Source organism: Dactylosporangium sp. NPDC000244 (assembly GCF_040300725.1).
GTDB lineage: Bacteria > Actinomycetota > Actinomycetes > Mycobacteriales > Micromonosporaceae > Dactylosporangium.
The window spans coordinates 1-19,691 of record NZ_JBEPEH010000059.1; the positions used below are offsets into that span (position 1 = coordinate 1).

Here is a 19,691-nt window from a genome sequence, read left to right on the forward strand (position 1 = left end):
GTGACCCCGCACGAACAGAGTGGGGGGCGCCCCCCCCGCGGGGGGGCCCCCCCGGGGGGCCCGGGGGGGGCGCGGTGGGGGGGGGGCCGGTGGCCACTGACCCTGACGCCACCGGTGCGCCGGCTGCTCGACACCGCCGTGCGGGCCCTCGGCCTCGACGCCGACCTCTCCTGCGACGAGGGCGTCGAGGCCGTCCTCGACCGGATCGGGCCGCTGCGCGAGTACGTCGAGCCGTCGCTGCGCTGCTCGACGAACGTCACCGTGCTCGACGCCGGCTACAAGTTCAACGTGGTGCCGGGCGAGGCGCACGCCGAGATTGACGTACGGTCGCTGCCCGGCACCGAGGACGAACAGCTCGCCATCATCGACGAGCTGCTGGGACCGTCCGTCACCCGGTCATTCCTGTCCTACCGCCCCGCGATCGGCGCCGGCTGGGACAACGCCTGGTACGACGCGATGGCCGCGTCGGTCCTGCGCCACGACCCGGACGGCGTGATCGTCCCGTTCTGCATGGGCGGCGGCACCGACGCCAAGCCGTTCGCCGAGCTGGGGATGGCGGGCTTCGGCTTCGCCCCGCTCGGCGAGGATCCCGACGGCCGTACGGCGGCCGGCATGCACGGCGTCGACGAACGCGTGCCGATCGCGTCCCTGCGCAGCGGCCTGGATGTGCTGGACGACTTCCTGCGCACGGTTTGACCCGCGTTCAACCTTCCCGGCCTTGCCTCCGGTGAACCTGGTCGATGACCAGGTTCACCGGCGTGCTGTCCCACAGCACGGGAGCGCAGACACAGGTAGCGTATGTACGAACTAGTACGTTATTAGTCCTCGCCGGAACGGGGGCCGCCCAGAAGCCGTGCGAGTCCGGGCGTGGCCGTGCCGTCACGCCGACGTCTTCGGAAGGGACGCGATGCACCAGCCAGACGGGCGCCGCCGCGATGCGGACCGGACCCGCCGCGAGATCCTCGACGTTGCGACACAGGAGTTCGCCAACCGTGGGTACGACGGGACGCGAGTCGACGCCATTGCCGAGCGGACCCGAACGACCAAGCGAATGATCTACTACTACTTCAGCAGCAAGAGACAGCTCTACGTCGCCGTCCTGGAACGCTCGTACGCGCAGATCCGCGAGGTGGAGGCCGGGCTGAACCTCGACCACCTGCCGCCGGCCGAGGCGATCCGCCGACTCGCCGAGATCACCTTCGACCACCACGAGGCGAGCCCCGACTTCATCCGGCTGGTCAGCATCGAGAACATCCACCGCGGCAAGCACATCGGCCAGCTCGAAAGCCTTGCGGCCCTCAACAGTCCGGCGATCCAGCTCGTCGAACAGATTCTGAAGCGCGGCCGCGCTGATGGCGCCTTCCGTGAGGATGTCGACGCCATCGACGTGCACCTGGCGATCAGTGCGTACTGCTTCTTCCGGATTGCCAACCGGTACACGTTCACCGCGATCTTCGGCCGGGATCCGGTGGATCCGGACCGGCGGGACCATTACCGGCGACAGCTCGGCGACATGATCGTGTCGCATCTGCTGGTCGGCAGCAGGTAACGCTCAGCGCTCGACGGTTCGCGCGGGCGTCGCTCCCGAAGATCTCCGCGTCCTGGCGCGAGCCGCGGCCGCCGACGTGTTCCCCAGCGTGCCCGACACGTCACGGTCGCGAAGCACGAGCGCATACAGGCAATCCCCTCACGGACATCAACGTGGTCGCGGCCGGCGTACGGCATGAACGCCTCCGGGAAGACCCGAACGGCCCTCCCGCCGTCCACCCAGGACTGTGCAGGGGAAGACGCCCGGCGAACACACTCCGAAACACTCGCGTTACAAGGTCTTGTCGCCCGCGTCGACGACCGGCTATGGTCTGTCTATCAGTACAGATGGTCCGCCTGGTGGACCTAGCACTCGACGGGTCGCGAAGCGACACCGTGTCCGGGCGGGCCACGGGCGCCGACGGCATCACTCCGGCTGACGCACACCCCTATCCGCAACGACACTGAGCCGCCACAGCCAGACGCCGGATGATTCCGTCCACCCAGGAGCTCGCCGCGCCGCAAACAGCCACCTGCCACCCGAAAGGGGCTGCATTCAATGGATAGACGTCAGCTACTGCAGACAACCGCCGCACTGGCCGCAACCACGGTGCTCGGCACGGAACTGATCACCACGGGCACCGCTCAGGCCGCCGGGAAAGCGCCAGGAGACCTCGGAGCCGCCCAGCCGCTCGACGGCCGCCCGTTCCCGGCCTACGACTACACACGCGCCAACAAGCTGCCGAAGGAGATGACCGGCTACTGGACGAAGTCGTTCACCAGCGGCGACCAGACGCGCACCGCCAAAATCTACATCTCGCTGGAGACGCCCATCCGTTCCTACTACACAGTGATCGCGGTCCCCGACGGCATCGACACCGCCGATTTCCTGCGCAGGACGTCGTGGCGTGACATCGCGGACGACCGTGAGGAGGGGCTGTTCATCCTCGAGCCCGGCGAGCACGGCTGGGGCACTGCGGCGGACGAGGCCGAATACGTCAATGCGGCGCTGGCGTTCTACGAAAGCAACCGCTACTTCTCGATCTTCGGGGAGCACTACTTCGTCGGTTACGGCCACGGCGCGCCCGCGCTGGAAGCATGGGCAGTTGCGCATCCGCTGAAGGCCATTGCCCAGGTATACCTCGACTCCACCGGCCTGGACGCGGCGTACCTGGACTCCTACGCGTCGCGGGAGTTCGACGGCAGGACCAGCTACACGCCCGTCGTCTTTCCCGAAGGTTTCGACCTCATCAGATACGACGAAACAGTGCTGCCGACGTGGTACATCAACCCCGACGAGCGCTCCGCGAGCGCGAGCCTCGCCTACTGGAAACGGGCCAACGACACCGCGCCTGCCGGAGCCTCGGGCGGGAAGTTCGGCACTGTCTACCGGCAACGGCCCGAATCGGACCGGTGGATGACCTCCCACGCCGGCCCGATCTCCCAGGTCGCGGTCCAGAAGCACCCGGTCGATGCCCTGAAGAAGGAGACGACGAGACAGATCGTCGAGTTCCTGACCGCCTACACCCGGTACGAGAACTCCTTCGCCTACGGCAACCAGCTCTACGAACGCGCCGACTACGCCCGGCTGGGCGTCCAGGTGCACACGATGATGGTCGAGGGGTTCGTCCGGGAGTACCTCGTCTACGTTCCCAGGTCGGCCACGTCCCGTTGGCACAAGAAGGCGCCCGTGCTGTTCGTGTTTCCGGGCGACAGCCAGACCGACAAGGTGTTCGTCGACGCCACCCAGTGGTGGAAGGTCGCCGAACAGGAGGGGTTCATCCTCGTCGTCGTCTGCGAGCAGTACAGCAGCACCTCAGTGGTGGTCAGCCACAAGAACTCCGTCGCGTTCTACCGTCAGCTGCACGACCTGGTGATCCAGCAGTACCCCGCCGATCCCACGCGCGTCTACGCCACCGGGCAATCGGCGGGCGGCGGGGTGTCGCAGAGCTTCGCGATCGCGTACCCGGAGTACTTCGCGGCCGTCGCTTCGACATCCTTCCCCGTCTCCCCGAACTCGTCGGGCAACATCTCGTTCGACGGCGGGCAGTACCCCGCGAGCTACCGGGCGATCCCCAACTACATGATCTACGGCTACGGCGACTTGAGCTCGGTCACCGGCACCTTGTGGGACAACGTGCAGAACGGGCTCGACAGCTGGGCGCGCTACCACCTCCAGGTCGACGGCCTGCAGCTGTCCGACGTCGACACCCTCGACGGAAAGCGCAGCGGCTGGCACAACCGCTTCCAGACCTGGACCTGGCGCGAACCCGGCACCGCGATCCCGATCCTCAAGGTCACGAAGAACAACTACCGCTCCCACAACACCATGGCGGAGGAATGCCCGCTGTTGTGGGACTTCGTGAAGCACTACAGCATCGAGGTCGATGCCAGCGGGCGGGCGACCCGCTACTACAGCCCGTCGGGCTTCCAGCAGCCGGGAGACAAGCGGCGGGTCTAATACACGCCGGCCGGCGCCGCTGACCCTCCGCACCGCACCCCACCGCCCCGTGGCCGTCAGCCGGCCGCGGGGCGGTGTCGCAACACCAGCAGTACTCCGGCCGCCGTCGCGGCCATCCCCGCGATGCTCAGCGGCGGAATCGGTTCGTCCAGCAAGGCCCAGCCCCACAGGACGCCGAACATCGGCACCAGCAGGTTGACGTTCGCGGCCCGGGCCGGCCCCTCGATGGCGATCAGGCGGTAGAAGAGCAGATAAGCCACCGCGCTGCCGGCCACGCCGAGCACGACCAGCCGCAGCAGCAGCGAGGCGGTCGGCGTGGCGTGGAACGGGAACACCAGCAGCGCCGGGCACAGCAGCGTGCAGCCGGCCAGCTGCTGTCCCGCGGCGAGCGCCGCCGGCGCCTCGCCGTCGAATCGGCGTGCGGCGAAGAAGCCTCCGTAGGCGAACACGGCCGCACCGGCGAGACCCGCCAGCACCCCGACGGCGCCGCCGTCGCTGATGTGCAGACCCCGCGCCGCCATTGCGACCGAGACGCCCGCGATGGCGAGCACCAGGCCGACGAGCTGGCCGGTGTCAGGACGGCGACGACGTTCGAGGACGTCGAAGCCCAGCGCGAACAACGGCGACGATGCGTTGAGCACCGCCGCCGTGCCGGCATTGAGGCTGAGCATGGAGATCGATATCAGGCTGAACGGCACCGCGGCCGACAGCGCGCCGAGCACCAGGTACGCCCGCCAGCGCCGCCACTGCGGGCGCTGACCGGCGGCCCGCGCTGCCAGGAGCAGCGCGGCGCCGCCGATGAACGTGCGCGCCACGGTGACCCCGACCGGCCCGGCCACCGGCACGACGTCACGCACCAGCACGTAGGACAGGCCGAACAGGGCGCCGCAGCCGAGCAGGACCGCCGCGGAGCTCCGCCTCACAGACCGAGGTACACGCGGCGCACCCGGGCGTCGTGGCGCAGCTCGCCGGACGTGCCGGTCATCGCCGTGGCACCGTTCTCCATCACCAGGCAGCTATCGGTGGCCTCGAAGGTGAGCTTGGCGTTCTGCTCGACCAGCAGCAGGCTCAGCCCGTCGGCGCTGAGCCGCTGCAGCGCGGCCAGGATCTCCTCGACCAGCTTCGGTGACAACCCCATGGAAGGCTCGTCCAGCAGGAGCAGCTTCGGCCGCGACATGAGCGCCCGGCCGATGGCCAGCATCTGCTGCTGGCCGCCGGACAACGCGCCCGCGAGACGGCCGCGCATCTCGCGCAGCACGGGAAAGAGGGCGAAGACCTCCTCGAGCTGCCCGCGGGTCGCGGCGTTCCACTTCTGCGCGTAGGCGCCGAGCATGAGGTTCGTCTCCACGCTGAGGCCGGCGAACACGTGCCGGCCCTCCGGCACGTAGCCGATGCCGTGCCGGACCATGTCACGGGCCTTGACCCGGGAGACGTCCTGGCCGCCGACCCGCAGGGCGCCGACGGTGCGCGGCACGAGTCCGAGCACCGCCTTCAGCGTCGAGGTCTTACCCGCCCCGTTCGCGCCGATGATGCCGAGGCATCCGCCGGCTGGCACGGTGAAGCTCACCGATTGCACCGCGCACACGCCGCCGTACCGCACGGTCAGGTTCTCGACCTCCAGAGCCGCAGCGCTCATCGGTTCGCCTCCTCGATGACGACCTGCTCGACGGTGTCGGCCATCGAGTCGCCGAGGTACGCCTCGATGACCTGCGGCGCGGTGGCCACCTCGGCCGGGGTGCCGTCGGCGATGATCCGGCCGCTGGCCAGGACGGTGACCCGCTCGCACAGCGACATGACCAGACCCATGTTGTGCTCGATGAGCACCACGGTGACCCCGCTGTCGCGGATCGAACGGACGATCTCGGCGAGCTGGCGGACCTCCTCGCCGTTGAGCCCGGCGGCGGGCTCGTCCAGCAGCAGCAGGCGCGGGTGCCGTGCCATCGCCCGGGCGATCTCGATGCGCCGCTGGATGCCGTACGGCAGCGCGCCCGGCCGGGCCTCGGCGAAGTCGCTGAGGCCGAACCGTGCCAACAGCGCCTCGCCCTCCTCGCGCAGGGCCCGGTCGCGCCGCCACACCCCGACCGGCCACAGCAGGTACTGCCAGATCGTGTGCATCCGGGTCCGGTCGAGCGCGACGAGCACGTTCTCCCGCACGCTCAGTGCGCGAAACAGCCGCAGGTTCTGGAACGTGCGGGCCATGCCCGCCTGCGCGAGACGGTACGGGCGTGCCCCGGTGACCTTCGCCCCGGCGAACACGATGTCGCCGGACGTGGCCCGGTACAGGCCGGTGACGACGTTGAACAGCGTCGTCTTGCCGGAGCCGTTCGGCCCGACGATGCCGCGGATCTCGCCGGCCCGCACCGACAGCGAGACGCCGTCGAGCGCCCGCAGCCCCTTGAACTGTTTGCCCACCCCGACGATGTCGAGCAGCGGCCCGTCGCCCGAGTCCTCGACCGTGACAGCCGGATACGGCTCGAACGGCCGGAGCTCCTGCCGGGCGCCACTGCCCCGGCCGAAGCGCGCCCGCAGGCGGGCCGGCAACCCGGCCAGGCCGGTCGGGGCGAACACGACGACCAGGACCACGACGCTGCCGTAGACGACCTGCGCGTACGTCGGGTAGTTCACGAGCAACTCGCGCAGCAGCGACAGCATGACCGCGCCGGCAACGCACCCGAACAGGCTCTGCCGGCCGCCGATGATGACCATGGCCAGCAGCAGGAACATGTTGGCGATGCTGAACGACTCCGGGGCCACGTATCGCACGAGACCGGCGTACAGCACGCCGGCGGTGCCACCGTAGACGCTGGCCAGCACGAACGCGGTCATGCGCAGCATCGGTACCTCGACGCCGACGGCCCCGGCGGCGAGCGGGTCGTCGCGCATGGCTCGCATGCGCCGGCCAAGCGGTGTGCGCACGACGAACAGCCCGGCGGCGAGCGCGATCGCGAAGACGACGAGCTCGAGGTAGTAGAAGAGGTACTCGCTGGAAAGGTCGACCCCGGGCAGCTGCGGCACCGGGATGGCGTTGATGCCCTCGGCGCCGCCGGAGATCGAGGCGTTCGTGACCCAGTTGGTGAAGGCCAGCGCCAGGCCAAGGGTGACGATGCCGAGGTAGTGCGACTGTATCCGCAGCGCCGGCGTGCCGACGAACAGGCCGGTGGCGGCGGTGGCCAGCAGGGCCAGCAGGGCGGCGGTCCAGAAGCCGAAGCCGGAGTGGGTGGTCAGGATCGCCACGGTGTAGGCGCCGACGCCGAAGAACGCGACCTGGGCGAGGTTCACCTGGCCGGCCACGCCCATCGCGAGGCCCATGCCGATCGCGAGCAGGGCGAAGATGAGCGTGACGTCCACGACGTGGATGGCGTAGGAGCTCAGGCCGTACGGCAGCAGCCACAGCGCTACCGCGGCCACGGCAAGGACAGCGAGGCGGCGTTTCATGCGCGGTTGACCGTCCTTTCGCCGAACAGGCCGGTCGGCCGGACCATGATGACGGCGGTGAAGACCAGGAACGTGACGAGCTCGGAGTAGCCCTGGAAGTGCCCGGCGGCGAACGCGTCGAGCACGCCGATGGCCAGCCCGCCGACGATGGCGCCGGGGATGCTGCCGAAGCCGCCGAGGATGGCGCCGGCGAAGCCCTTGATGCCCAGTGCGCCGCCCATCGTCGGGCTGACGTAGAGCATCGGCCCGACGAGGCCGCCGGCCAGCGCCGCGAGGCCGGCGCCGATGACGAACGCGATGGAGTTGCTGCGCCCGACGTGGATGCCGACCGCGGTGGCCGCCTCGTGGTCCATGGCCACCGCCTGCATCGCCGCGCCGCGCTTGGTGCGCTGGAGGAACAGCATCAGCATCAGCATCGCGGCCGCCGCGATGGCCAGCACCACCAGATCGTAGGTGCGGATGCGCAGCCCGAACAGGTCGATGGGTGCGGCGGGGACGGGTGAGGGCACGGCTCGCCCGGTGGCGCCCCAGATGATGATCGCCAGCGCGTCGAGGACGATGCCGAACCCGATGGTGCCGATCAGCATCAGGTCGAAGTCCTTGTTCTCCAGCGGGCGCAGGACGAACTCGATGACGAAGCCGACCAGGCCCGTCACGACGATGGCAACCACCATCGCCAGCGCGAAGGGCAGCTTCGCCGACATGTAGAAGGTCGAGGCGACGTAGGCGCCGATGGTCACCACGTTGCCGTGGGCGAAGTTGACCAGGCCCATCGTGCGGTACACCAGCGAAAAGCCCATGGCGACGAGGGCGTAGACGGCGCCGAGGCTCAGCCCGCCGATCAGGGTTTGCAGTGTGACTTGCATGGCTCTCCCGATGCCGGACCGGGGCGCCGGCGGATCGCGGCGCCCCGGGTGGAGGACGGACGGCTCAGCTGACGGCCTTGAGGCTGCCGCCGGTGATCACGCCGATCGACGTGGCGAAGATTCCGACCCCGGTGTCGTCGAAGGCGAAGTTGCCGAGCAGGCCCGGGTACTTCGTGGCCCGCATCGCGTCGGCGAGCCCCTTGCCGGTGGCGCCGTTGCTGGTCTTCAGCGCCGTCAGCACGATCTGCGTGCCGTCGTAGGCCTTCGCACCGTGCAGCTCGGCGTCCTCGTTGTAGGCGGCTTTGTACGCGGCGGCGAACTTCTTGGCCGCGTCGTTGATGTCGTTGCTGAGGTACGGGGAGCTGACGATGGTGCCCTCGACGTTCGCGGCGCCGGCGGTGTTGAGGAACACCGGCGTGCCCTGCGGCGCGGCACCGGCGAACGGCACCGTGATGCCGAGGTCGCGGGCCTGCTTGACGATGAGGCCGGACTCGACCTCCTCGGCGCCGAGGAAGATCAGCTCCGGGTTCTTGCTGCGGATGGTGCTCAGCGCGGCGCTGAAGTCCTTCTGATCGGTGGTGACGACCTGGTCCGCGACCGGGGTGATGCCGCGTGCCTGCAGCGCCTTGAGGAAAGCGTCGTGCTCGCCCTTGCCGTACGAGCCGTTGTTGCTGATCATCGCGATCGACTTGATGCCCTTGGTGTCGACGACGTACTTCGCCAGGGTCTCGTCGTAGGTGGTGCTCGTCGGGCCGTTCAGGAACAGGAACGGGCTCTTGACCGCCACCAGTCCGGTCGACTGCCCGGAGGTGATGTTCGGGATCTGCGCCTGCTGCAGGATCGGCGCCATCGCGATGGTGACCGCGCTCTCCGCGGTGCCGATCATCGCCACGTACCCCTCGGAGGCGATCTTCCGCGCCAGGTTCGTGCCCACGGTCGGGTCGCCCTGGTCGTCGAAGACGTCGAGCTGGATCTGCCGGCCGTTGACGCCGCCGGCCTTGTTCCACTCCTCGACCGCGAGCTTGGCCCCCTTGAGCTCCCATGCGCCGAGCGAGGACAGCTGCCCGCTCTGCGCATCGATGAGGGCGAGCTTGATCGGCCCGGCGGCGGCCTGCGAATCCTGCTTCTTCTCGCCGGGCGCGCTGCAAGCAGTCAGCGCAAGGGCGAGCACGGTGGTACCGGCGAGCAGCCGGAAGCGTTGCCTGGACATGTGCGCATCACCTCGATGTGTGGAAGGGGTGTCAGTCGAAGAGACCGTGGTAGATGTCCTTGATGTTCCAGTGGCCCGGCGTCGGCACCGGCTCGTTGACCATCGCCACGTCGAGCACGGCCGGGCGCCGGCGGCGCTGCGCGGTGAGCAGCGCCTCACGCAGGTCCTCGACGCGCTCGATGAGGTAGCCGTCGGCGCCGCAGGCCCGGCCGAACGCGGCGAAGTCGGGGCTGTACGGGCGGCCGTCGGGGTCGGTGAAGGTGCAGCCGTACTGCCGGCCGAAGTTCGCGGCCTGCAGGTCGGCGATGGTGCCGTGGGCGCGGTTGTTCATGACGACGAACAACACCGGCAGTCCGCGCTCGACGGCCATCGGCACGGCCGGCAGCTGCGCGCTCATCCCGCCGTCGCCGACGAGCGCGACGACGACCGCGGCGGGCCGGGCCATCTGCACGCCGAGCGCCGCGGCCGGCCCGAAGCCCATCGTGGAGGCGCCGCCAGGGGCGATGAAGCGGCCCTCCGGCGGCAGCGGGTAGCACTGCGCGACGCCGTTCTTGTTCCAGCCGACGTCGGTGACGAGGATCGTGTCGGGCGGCAGGGTCTCGCGCAGGTCGAGCAGGATCCGTTCGGGGCGCAACGGGAAGTTGTCGCTGCGGCCCCGCTCGGTGCTGCCGTCGAACAGCGCGGTGCGGGCGGCGCGAATCTGGTCGCGCAGCGCGGCCCGGCGCACCGGCTGCGGGGCGGCGCGGCGCACGGCCGCCTCGATGGCGCGCACGGCATGGGTAGCGTCGGCGACGACCCCGATCTCGACCGGGTAGTTGCGGCCGATCTCGGCCGGGTCGATGTCGATCTGGATCAGCCGAGTCGGCGGCATGCGCCAGGTGTAGGCGGGGTCCCAGGAGCTCGCATCCGTCTCGGCGAACCGGGTCCCGAGCGCCAGCACGACGTCGGCCTCCAGCGCGTAGGTGTTGGTGACCTCCAGGCCCCAGAATCCGGTCATGCCCATGACCAGTGGGTGCCCGTCGGGCAGCGCGCCCTTGGCCATGAGCGAGTGCGCGACGGGAATGTCGAGGTGCTCGACGAGCGACAGCAGTGCCGCGCGGCCCTCGCCGGGGCCGAGGCCGCCGCCGAGGTACACCAGCGGCCGCTGCGCCCCGAGCAGCACCTCGGCGATCCGCTCGGCGTCACCGTCGGCCAGCGCCGGTGCGGTGGCCGACGCGGGCAGCGGGAAGGCGGCGCCGGCGTCGGCGGGCAGCGGGCGGGAGAACAGGTCCATGGGCACGTTGAGCAGGACCGCGCCGGGCCGCCCCGACGTCGCGGTCCAGAAGGCGCGCTCAGTGAACCGCGGCAGGTCCTCGACCCGGTGCACGTGCCAGGCCCGCTTCACGAACGGCCGGTAGATCGCCGTCTGCTCGGCGTCGGCATGGAGGTTGACCTCCTGGTGCGGGTGGCGGCCGTACATGTACGAGGGCACATCGCCGGCGATCACGACCAGCGGCACCGAGTCCAGTGCCGCGGTGGCCACGCCGGTGACCGCGTTCATCATGCCCGGGCCGACGTGCACGAGCACGACACCGGGCTTGCCGGAGACCCGGGCGTAGCCGTCGGCGGCGTGCGCGGCAGCCTGCTCGTGGCGGGCGATGACAAACTCGATCCCGCTGCGTCCGAGCGCGTCGAGCAGGGCGATGTTGGTATGCCCGCAGGTGCCGAAGATGTACTCGACCCCGTACGCCTCCAGCTGTCCGACCAGTGCCTCGGCGGCGTTCGCCGGGCTGGCGGTGGGCTTCGGGTGTTCCTTCGTCTCGACGCTCATCGCGGCGGTTCCTCCAGGTGCTCGAACGTGATCCAGGTCTTGCCGGGCAGCTCCCGTGCCCGGGCGAACGCGTCGGCCGCGGCGGCGAGCGGGAACCGGCCGCGCAGGATGCGACCGGGGCGCAGGTGCGGGGCCCGGGCCACGGCGGCGGCGAAGTCGGCCGGGTGGTCGTAGATCAGGCAGCCGCGGAGCGTGAGCCGCCGCTGCACAACCGTGAACGTGGACAGCGGAGCCGGGGTCGCGCTCTGCCCGATGAGCACGATCCGCCCGTCCGGCGCGCACCGCTCGACCGCGTTCTCCAGCCCAGCAGGCGCTCCGGAGGTCTCGAACACCACCGGGAAGCCCTCGCGGGCGGGGGGCGTGTCGGCGCCGAGCTCCACCGCGGTCGCGAGCCGGCCCTCGTGCGGATCGACCACGAACGGCACCGCCCCGAGCGCCTGGGCGGCCAGGCACACCAGCAGACCCTGGGCCCCGGCGCCAACGATGAGGCACCGCTCGCCAGGGGCGAGTTCCGCGCGAGCCAGCGCGGCGAGGGCAACCGCGAGGGGCTCCACGCACACCAGGTCCTCGTCGGCGAGGCCGGGCGGAGCGGCCCAGGCGAACCGGGCCGGCACCGCGACCCGCTCACGCAGCGCGCCGGGCTCGTTGATGCCCAGGATCCGGCGGTTCGGACAGACGGCAGTGCGTCCCGCTGTGCATGCGGCGCATCGCAGGCAGGGAAAGTTGGGCTCCACGGCGACCCGCTGGCCGAGGCGGCCGGGCGCGACGTTCGCGCCGATCCGCACGATCTCGCCGATGGCCTCGTGCCCGAGCGCCCAGGGCAGCCTGGGTACGTCCCGCTTGCCGTCGACGACGGCCAGGTCCGAGCCGCACACGCCGACGGCCCGCACGGCGAGCACCACGTCGTCCGGACCGCACTCGGCCTCCGGCCAGTCGCCGGTCACCTCGACGGCACCGGGCCCGGTGAGCACCGCGGCCCTCACGAGCGGGTACCCCAGATCGACAGGCCGCGCAGCAGCAGCGTCTTGACGACGGTGTAGTCCTCGATCATGCAGGCGGGCGACTCACGGCCGAAGCCGGAGTCCTTGACCCCGCCGAACGGCACGTGGTCGAGCCGGAAGTTCGACGACCCGTTCACGATGAGCCCACCGACCTCCAGCTCCCGCCACGCGGTGACGATCCGCCCGATGTCCTGGGTGAACAGGCCGGCCTGCAGCCCGTAGCGGCTGCCGTTGCAGGCGGCCAGCACATCGTCGAAGTCGTCGTAGGGCAACAGCGCGACCAGCGCGCCGAACACCTCCCGGGTCACCACGTTCGCGTCCGCGGGCGGGTCGACGACGATCGTCGGGGCCACGGTGGCTCCGGTGCGGATGCCGCCCGAAGCGATCGTCGCGCCACCCGCGGCAGCCTCCGCGGCCCAGGTCACGACCCGCTCGGCGGCCTCCTCGTCGACCATCGAACCCACATCGGTGGCCGGATCGAGCGGATCCCCGACCTTCAGCGCCGCGACCTCCTTGCCGAACGCGGCCACGAACGCTTCGAATCGTGTGCGCTCGACGTACACCCGCTGCACCGAGATGCAGCTCTGCCCGGAGTTCGTGTAGCCGGTGCGAGCACATACGGCCGCGGCGTGCGCCACGTCCGCGTCCTGACACACGATCGTCGCCGCATTGCCGCCGAGCTCCAGCACCAGCCGCTTCGCCCCGGCGGCCCGGGCAACCGCGGCCCCCGTCTGCGCGCTGCCGGTGAAGCTGATGACAGCGATCTCCGGCGCGGCGCACAACGCCGCCCCGACGTCGCCGCCGCCGTGCAGCAACTGCACGGCTTCTATCGGCGCGCCGGCGTCCAGCAGGAGAGCGACGATGGCGGCGGAGACCGCCGGGGCTTGCGGCGGGGCCTTGACGATCGTGGTGTTCCCGGCCGCGAACGACGCACCGAGCTTGTGCGCCAGCAGGTTGGCCGGCGCATTGAACGGCGTGATCGCCAGGGCGACCCCGGCCGGTGCGCGATATGTCAGGGCGGTGTTGCCGATCCCACGGGCCCAGCCGGCGACGGGAAGCAGGTCACCCCCGATGCGCCGGGCCTCCGCGGCGCAGACCGAGAAGGTGTCCGCAACACGGTCCATCTCGCCGCGGCCATCCTTGATCGGCTTACCGAGCTCGAGCGCGATCAGCCTGGCGAACTCGTCACGGTGCCGGCTCGCACCCGCGGCCGCGCGTTCGAGGATCTCGGCGCGGGCGGCCGGCGCGAGCGCGGCTACCTGCCTGGCCGAGTGGTGGGCGTATCGGACCGCTTCATGGACCATCGTTTCGTTCGCGACGGTGGCCCGGCTCACGACCCGCCGCACATAGGGGCCGACGCGCTCCGCCTGCGGACCGCCCGTGCGCCACTCCCCCATCACCAGTGCAGGCGCGATGGCTGGGGACTCGGCGAGCGCGCTGTCGTGGGCGGGCGACCCGAGAATGGCGTTCAGCATGTTCGCTCTCCTGGAAGCCAAACCGCTCGGCGGCACATCTGGACCGCTATGCGGACTGGGTGTAACGTACGGGCGGCCGACAGCCGCTGGCAAGAGTCCGAGTCGAGAAAGTTACAAGCGCGTGAATCCCCAACGGGCGCGCGACAATCGGCGTCCGGAGGCGTCGGTGGTGCCACGGATGCACGTCCAGTCGCACCGCATCGAGCAATGGAGACACGACATGGTGAAGGCAATGGCAGGCCGGGACGGCGCTGAGCAGCAGGACGCCGAACCCGCCGAGGGTGAGTCGCAGGGCGTCCGCAGCGTCCAACGCGCGCTGGACATCCTCACACTGCTCACAGACGACCGCCCACTGGTAACGATCCGCGACATCGTCGAGGAAACAGGACTGGCCAAAACCACCGTCATCCGCCTCGTCCAAACCCTCGAACAAAGCGGCCTGCTCTGGGGAACAACCTCCGGCTACATGGCCGGCCCAGGACTCTGGCGCTGGGCCCACCTCGCCCAACGCAGCTGGGAACTGCCCCCAGAAACCCAACGCATGATGCGCGACCTCGCCGCCCGCCGCCGCGAAACCGTCAACGTCTACGTCGCCCGCGACATCTACCGCGTCTGCATCGCCCAACAAGAAAGCCCACAACCCCTGCGACACGTCGTCCACATCGGCGACGAACTCCCACTCTGGGCCGGCGCATCCGCCAAAGTCCTCCTCCACAACGCCACACCCAGCCGCCTCCTGCGCATCGCCCGCAGCAGCCCCTACGGCGAACAACACACCAAACGACTCCAAGAATGGATCGACGAAGCCACCCACCTCGGATACGCCACCAGCCACGGCGAACGCGAAGACGGACTCTCCGCCGTCGCCGTACCCATCCACTCCCGCACCGGCACAGTCGTCGCCGCCCTGTCCCTCAGCGGCCCCACCCTCCGCTTCACCGACGAACGCATCACCGAATTCGCCACCGACCTCAAAGACATCGCACAACGCATCTCCGACCGCGGATTCGACCACCCACTGGGCACATCGCTCTGACTCCTCACCTCGCTTCGGGACCGCACCGTACTGACCACGCGCCGGCGCACCATCGCCGACGGAAGGAGACACGCGCATGCACGAGCGACCTCTAGCCGGCATCAGAGTCCTTGACCTCACCAACGTCCTCGCCGGGCCGTACTGCAGCTATCAGCTCATGCTGCTGGGCGCCGACGTGGTCAAGGTCGAGGCCCCCGGGCGCGGCGACCTCGCACGGCAGCTCGGGTCCGACGCGGAACTCAACCGCCGCGGCATCGGCGCCTCCTTCCTCGCACAGAACGCCGGAAAGAAGTCCGTCGAGCTCGACCTGAAGGACCCGGCCGACCGGGCGACGTTCGAGGAGATGGTCGGCGCCGCCGATGTCCTGCTGGAGAACTTCCGCGCCGGCGTCATGGCCCGCCTCGGCTACGACCAGGAGCGGCTGCGGGCCCTCAACCCCGCGCTCATCGCCTGCTCCATCACCGGCTTCGGCCAGACCGGGCCGATGAGCCAGGCCCCCGCGTACGACCAGATCATCCAGGGCCTGTCCGGGATGATGAGCGTCACCGGCACGCGCGAGACCGCTCCGCTGCGCGTCGGCTTCCCGGTCTGCGACAGCATCGGCGGCCTGGCCGCGGCGCTCGCCATCGTCGCCGCCGTCGCGGCTCGCCACCGTACCGGAGACGGCTGCCACCTCGACGTGTCCATGCTCGAGGCGTCGATCTCCGCGATGGGCTGGACCGTCTCCAACTACCTCGTGGCCGGCGAGCCGCCCGAACCGACCGGCGACCAGAACGCCACGGCAGCGCCGTCCGGCACGTTCGACGCCGCGGACGGGCCGCTCAACATCGCCGCCAATCGCCAGGAGCAGTTCGAGACCCTGTGCCGGCTCGTCGACCGCCCCGATCTCGTCGCCGACGCCCGGTTCGCCGAGCGCGAGGGTCGCAAGGTCCACCGGGCCGAGCTCAACGACGAGCTCAACCGTGCCCTGCGGCAACGTCCCGCCGTCGAGTGGGAGCGGGTGCTCACCGCAGCCGGCGTGCCCGCCGCGCGCATCCTGACCGTTCCGCAGGCCGTCGAATCCGAGCAGCTGCAGCACCGCGGCTTCATCGCGCAGCTGCCGTTCCCGGATGGGTCCGGACGCCGCCTCAACGTCGTGAGCAGCGGCGTGCTGTACGACGGAATGCCGCTCACCCCAACCGATCCGCCACCCGTGCTCGGTCAGCACAACGCCGCCGTCGGCGAGCTGCTCACGGCCTGGCGGGTGGCCCAGCACAGCATGGTTCCGGCCGCTCGGCAGCGGGCCGACATCGTCACGGAAGGCGTTACCGAATGAGCACCGAGGTCCAGGACGTGGCCGACTGGTGGGCCACCTCCGTGTCCCGGATCGAACCCGGGATCATCGAACTGCGTGGCCACCCCGTCCAGGAACTGCTCGGCAACTCGTCCCTGACCGACGCGATCTGGCTGATGCTGCGCGGCGAGCTGCCCACCCGGCGGCACGCCGAGCTGCTCGACGCCGCCCTGGTCGCCTCCGTCGACCACGGGCCGCACGCCCCGTCGATCGCGATCGCCCGCATGTCGGCGACCTGCGGCATCGGGCTCAACAACGCGATCGCCAACGGAGTCAACGTGATGGGCGACGTCCACGGCGGCGCCGGCCAGCAGTGCCTGGAGCTGTACACCGAGATCCGTGGCCTGGCCGCGCAGGGCGCGGATCTCGCCGAGGCGACCCGGGTGACGGTCGGGCGCTGGCGGGCGCGAAGCAAGTACCTGCCGGGGTTCGGTCACCGGTTCCACCCCCGCGACCCGCGCCGCGACCCGCTCGTCAACCTCGTCGAGCGGGCCGTCGCCGACGGGGTCGTCGCCGGCGACTTCCTGGCCGCCGGGCTCGCCGTGGAGGCGGAGATCGCCCCGGTACCCATGAACATCGACGGCGCCACCGCCATCATCTACGGCGAGCTCGGCTTCCCCCCGCCGCTGGCCCGCGGCCTCTTCGTGCTCGGCCGCAGCGTCGGCATCCTCGCCCACGCGTGGGAGGAGACCGAGGGCGGCCGGCGGATCAAGGGCCCGATCCCGCCCGGGATCACGCCGACCTACCGGCCGTCGGAGCCGTAAGCCGCCGCTGCCGGTCCTCATCGGGGCGGCGCGACGAGCCGCGGCTGCGCCGCAGCGTCGTCAAGGTAGTCGCGGGCAGCACTGAGGGATCGGCGGGCGTGCTCCTTCGCGCCCATCTGGGCCACGAGCGTCGCACGCGGGATCTCCAGGGCGTAGGGCAATGAGGGCGGTAGCGCATCGAGGATGCCTCGCACGTCGATGCCGCCCTCGCCGGGGAACAGCCGCTCGAACCGGGCGGTGTGGATGAGCCCCTCGTTCGTGGGCGGCACGCCGGCCGGCGCGTCACACACGTGGACGAAGTGGAACCAGCCGGCGGGCAGCTGCCGCAAATCGGCGATGCTCGAACCGGAACGCGCGAAGTGGAGCAGGTCCACCAGGATGCCCGCGTTCGGCTGATCCGCGCCGCGAAGCACCCGCGCCGCCTCCCGCAGGTCCGGCGTCTCGGTCCACGACGGAAACTCGAGGTCGACGGTGAGCCCGAACTGGCACGCGAGCTCGCAGATCTCCGCGAACCGGTCGATCTTGCGGGCCCGGTCCGGGTCCGGCAGCTGCGTGATGACGTGCCGCGCCCCCAGCTCGGCCCCAGCCTCCAGGAACGGCAGGTAGTCGCGGGGCGCCTTGTCCGGGCTGAGCCGCGCCAGCTCGATGTCGAGCACCTCGATGCCGGTGGCCGCCAGCCGGACCTTCGTGCTGCGCATCAAGGCCGGATCGGTGGCCAGCGGGTAGTGCGGCTCCTGGGGGGTCACCCGGGTGAGCCGCAGCCCCACGAACCGGTAGCCGGCGTCGGCGGCCGCCTCGACAAGCTCAGGCGGCGACAGGCTGAGCGCGGTGAGGTGCGCCAGCGAGTAGTCGTGGCGCACCTCGGCCGGGCCGGCCGGGACGCGCCGCAGCGCGACCAGCCGCCGCTCGCGATGCGCCACCATCCGGACCGGCACGCTGTTGGGGTCGCCGGAGCCGGTGTACGAACCGATCCGCTGGACCACGGCGAAGAACACCCGGGAGCCCAGCATCTCCGTATAGAAGTGCAGGTACTCGCCACGCTCGTCGCGGTCGTACAGGATCGAGTGCTCCCGCAGCTGCGCCAGGCGCTGCGGCGGGAGGTCGAGGCGCGCATCGAGGTCCGCGTAGTAGTTGGCGGGGATCTTCAGCACAGCGGCGCCGAGCGCGCGCATCGCCTGGGCGCTGGCGATGATGTCGTCGGTGCCGAACGCCACGTACTGCGGGCTGGGCACAGCCGGCGCCCAGTCGCCACGGCGTAGCGGCGCCGTGTTGAGGGCGATCCGCAGCCGCCCCGTGGGGTCGGTCGCGATGCGGGTCCGGATCAGACCGAACGGCGCGGCGATCTCGGTCGTCTCCTGCGTCTGCAGCCCGAGCACGGTGCGGTAGAAGACCGCGGCCTCGTCGAAATCATCGAGCGACTCGGTCAGCGACACGTGGTCGACGCCGCTCACCAGCCCGTCCTCGCGGGCCGGCGACTCGGTGCTCGCGAAGTCGTCCAGCCAGCATCCGCGCTCCACGGTCGTCTGCACCAGGAAGACCGCGGTCCCGTCCGGCGCCGCCACGGATGTCAGCTCGGCCTCGCCGGGCTCGTGCAGACGCGGCAGCACCGGAGCGAGCAAGGCTTCCGCTCGCTGGGCCGCCCGGGCGGGGTCGGCGGTCTCGACCCCCAATGCACAGATCGACGCGGTCCCCGGGGCGACGGTCCGCTGCGCGGCGAAGTTCAGCAGGATTCGGGCCGCACCCTGGTGCCACAGCTCGACCGGCTTGGAACGGTGCCGCGCGGTGCGAACGAAGCCGAGCGCGGTCAGGGCCGCGGCGACGGCCGGCCCGGAGATGTCGTCCACGGCGAGCTCGGTGAACGCGTGCCCGTCGAGCCGGGGTGCGCTCGGCAGCACCGAGCCTGCCACAGCCTCCTGCAGCGTGAGCAGAGCCCGCATGCCGTCGATGGCGGCGTACCGCGGGTCCGCCTGGCGGTAGACATCGTTGAACGCCTCCAGCGAGACCGGCCCGTCGTACCCGGTGCCCAGCACGTGCCGGACGAGCCCCGCGAGGTCGAACGACCCCATGCCGGGGAACAGCCGATGGTGGCGGCTCCACTCGACGATGTCCATGTTCAGCCGCGGGGCGTCGGCCAGTTGCAGGTGGAAAATCTTCGCGCCGGGGACCACCCGCAGCGCCGCCGGGTCCTCGCCCCTGGACAAGACATGGAAGCTGTCCACACACAGACCGAGTGCGGCGTGGCCGGCCCGCCGCACGATCCGCCACGCGTGTGCGGTGGTGTTGACGAACCGGCCCCAGGCGATCGCCTCGTAGGCGATCCGGATGCCCCGCCGCTCGGCGCGCGTCGCAAGCGCGTGCAACTGTTCCGCGGCCAGGTCATCGTCGTCGACCGCGTCCGGCGAGACCGTCGACGTCACCAGCAGGGTGGCCGCGCCGAGCCCCTCGAGCACGTCGAAGACCCGCTCGGCCCGCCGGAGGTTGGCTGCGAACACATCCGGCGGGACCGCCTCGAAGTCGCGGAACGGCTGGTACAGGTCGATCCTCAAGCCGCGCCGGTCGCACTCCTGCTGGACCCGTGCCGGCGACCACGACGACGCGACGAGATCGTGCTCGAACAGCTCCACGCCGTTGAACCGGGCCGCGGCCGCGGCCGCCAGCTTGTCCTGCAGCGTGCCCGACAGACAGACGGTGGCGATGCAAAGACGAGGACCAGCCTCAGCGGATCGCATGCGACGCTGCTCCCTACGATCTTCGATGAACGTACTGGATAGTT

General features: G+C 70.6%; 15 protein-coding genes. 6 read left to right on the forward strand and 9 right to left on the reverse strand.

The features are described 5' to 3' along the window. The first annotated feature begins 114 nt into the window (after positions 1-114). The 3 genes from ABT369_RS51900 to ABT369_RS51910 all read left to right on the forward strand — a co-directional run bounded on the left by ABT369_RS51900 (position 115) and on the right by ABT369_RS51910 (position 3,988). Positions 115-696 carry a peptidase dimerization domain-containing protein gene (locus tag ABT369_RS51900; RefSeq protein WP_350625045.1) on the forward strand — a complete coding sequence of 194 codons (582 nt, stop codon included), beginning with the start codon at positions 115-117 and terminating at the stop codon, positions 694-696. A gap of 157 nt (positions 697-853) precedes the next feature. Beyond that, the gene (locus ABT369_RS51905; RefSeq protein WP_350625047.1) at positions 854-1,549 is read left to right on the forward strand and encodes a TetR/AcrR family transcriptional regulator; all 696 of its coding nucleotides are present in this window, start codon (positions 854-856) and stop codon (positions 1,547-1,549) included. Between the two features lie 537 nt (positions 1,550-2,086). Then, positions 2,087-3,988, forward strand: coding sequence for a CE1 family esterase (locus tag ABT369_RS51910; RefSeq protein ID WP_350625049.1), 1,902 nt, complete (start codon positions 2,087-2,089; stop codon positions 3,986-3,988). Between the two features lie 56 nt (positions 3,989-4,044). On the opposite strand, the gene ABT369_RS51915 is transcribed toward ABT369_RS51910, so the two are convergent. From ABT369_RS51915 to ABT369_RS51950, 8 genes are all read right to left on the reverse strand, one after another. Continuing rightward, positions 4,045-4,911 carry a DMT family transporter gene (locus ABT369_RS51915; RefSeq protein WP_350625051.1) on the reverse strand — a complete coding sequence of 289 codons (867 nt, stop codon included), beginning with the start codon at positions 4,909-4,911 and terminating at the stop codon, positions 4,045-4,047. Beyond that, complete coding sequence (locus ABT369_RS51920; RefSeq protein WP_350625053.1) at positions 4,908-5,624, reverse strand: ABC transporter ATP-binding protein; 717 nt, start codon at positions 5,622-5,624, stop codon at positions 4,908-4,910. The genes ABT369_RS51915 and ABT369_RS51920 overlap by 4 nt, the downstream gene beginning before the upstream one ends. Beyond that, positions 5,621-7,423, reverse strand: a complete 1,803-nt coding sequence (locus ABT369_RS51925) for a branched-chain amino acid ABC transporter ATP-binding protein/permease (protein ID WP_350625055.1) — start codon at positions 7,421-7,423, stop codon at positions 5,621-5,623. The genes ABT369_RS51920 and ABT369_RS51925 overlap by 4 nt, the downstream gene beginning before the upstream one ends. Further along, positions 7,420-8,289, reverse strand: coding sequence for a branched-chain amino acid ABC transporter permease (locus tag ABT369_RS51930; RefSeq protein WP_350625057.1), 870 nt, complete (start codon positions 8,287-8,289; stop codon positions 7,420-7,422). The genes ABT369_RS51925 and ABT369_RS51930 overlap by 4 nt, the downstream gene beginning before the upstream one ends. A 64-nt stretch (positions 8,290-8,353) precedes the next feature. Then, positions 8,354-9,499, reverse strand: a complete 1,146-nt coding sequence (locus ABT369_RS51935) for an ABC transporter substrate-binding protein (RefSeq protein WP_350625060.1) — start codon at positions 9,497-9,499, stop codon at positions 8,354-8,356. Positions 9,500-9,530: 31 nt separating this feature from the next. Beyond that, the gene (locus tag ABT369_RS51940; RefSeq protein ID WP_350625062.1) at positions 9,531-11,309 is read right to left on the reverse strand and encodes a thiamine pyrophosphate-binding protein; all 1,779 of its coding nucleotides are present in this window, start codon (positions 11,307-11,309) and stop codon (positions 9,531-9,533) included. Further along, complete coding sequence (locus ABT369_RS51945; RefSeq protein WP_350625064.1) at positions 11,306-12,292, reverse strand: zinc-dependent alcohol dehydrogenase; 987 nt, start codon at positions 12,290-12,292, stop codon at positions 11,306-11,308. The genes ABT369_RS51940 and ABT369_RS51945 overlap by 4 nt, the downstream gene beginning before the upstream one ends. After that, the gene (locus tag ABT369_RS51950; RefSeq protein ID WP_350625066.1) at positions 12,289-13,785 is read right to left on the reverse strand and encodes an aldehyde dehydrogenase family protein; all 1,497 of its coding nucleotides are present in this window, start codon (positions 13,783-13,785) and stop codon (positions 12,289-12,291) included. Before ABT369_RS51950 ends, ABT369_RS51945 begins: the two co-directional genes overlap by 4 nt. 178 nt (positions 13,786-13,963) lie before the next feature. Here ABT369_RS51950 and ABT369_RS51955 point away from each other — a divergent pair, with 178 nt between their 5' ends. The 3 genes from ABT369_RS51955 (at position 13,964) to ABT369_RS51965 (ending at position 16,918) form a co-directional block, all read left to right on the forward strand. Continuing rightward, complete coding sequence (locus ABT369_RS51955; RefSeq protein WP_350625068.1) at positions 13,964-14,821, forward strand: IclR family transcriptional regulator; 858 nt, start codon at positions 13,964-13,966, stop codon at positions 14,819-14,821. Positions 14,822-14,897: 76 nt separating this feature from the next. Continuing rightward, positions 14,898-16,136 (forward strand): CaiB/BaiF CoA transferase family protein, encoded by a 1,239-nt coding sequence (locus tag ABT369_RS51960; protein WP_350625070.1) that lies wholly within the window; start codon positions 14,898-14,900, stop codon positions 16,134-16,136. Beyond that, positions 16,133-16,918: a citryl-CoA lyase gene (locus tag ABT369_RS51965; protein WP_350625072.1), complete on the forward strand. Its 786-nt coding sequence runs from the start codon at positions 16,133-16,135 to the stop codon at positions 16,916-16,918. The genes ABT369_RS51960 and ABT369_RS51965 overlap by 4 nt, the downstream gene beginning before the upstream one ends. 17 nt (positions 16,919-16,935) lie before the next feature. On the opposite strand, the gene ABT369_RS51970 is transcribed toward ABT369_RS51965, so the two are convergent. Next, entirely contained in the window at positions 16,936-19,647 is a 2,712-nt protein-coding gene (locus ABT369_RS51970) for a TIM barrel protein (protein WP_350625074.1), read from the reverse strand. Positions 19,648-19,691 lie beyond the last annotated feature (44 nt).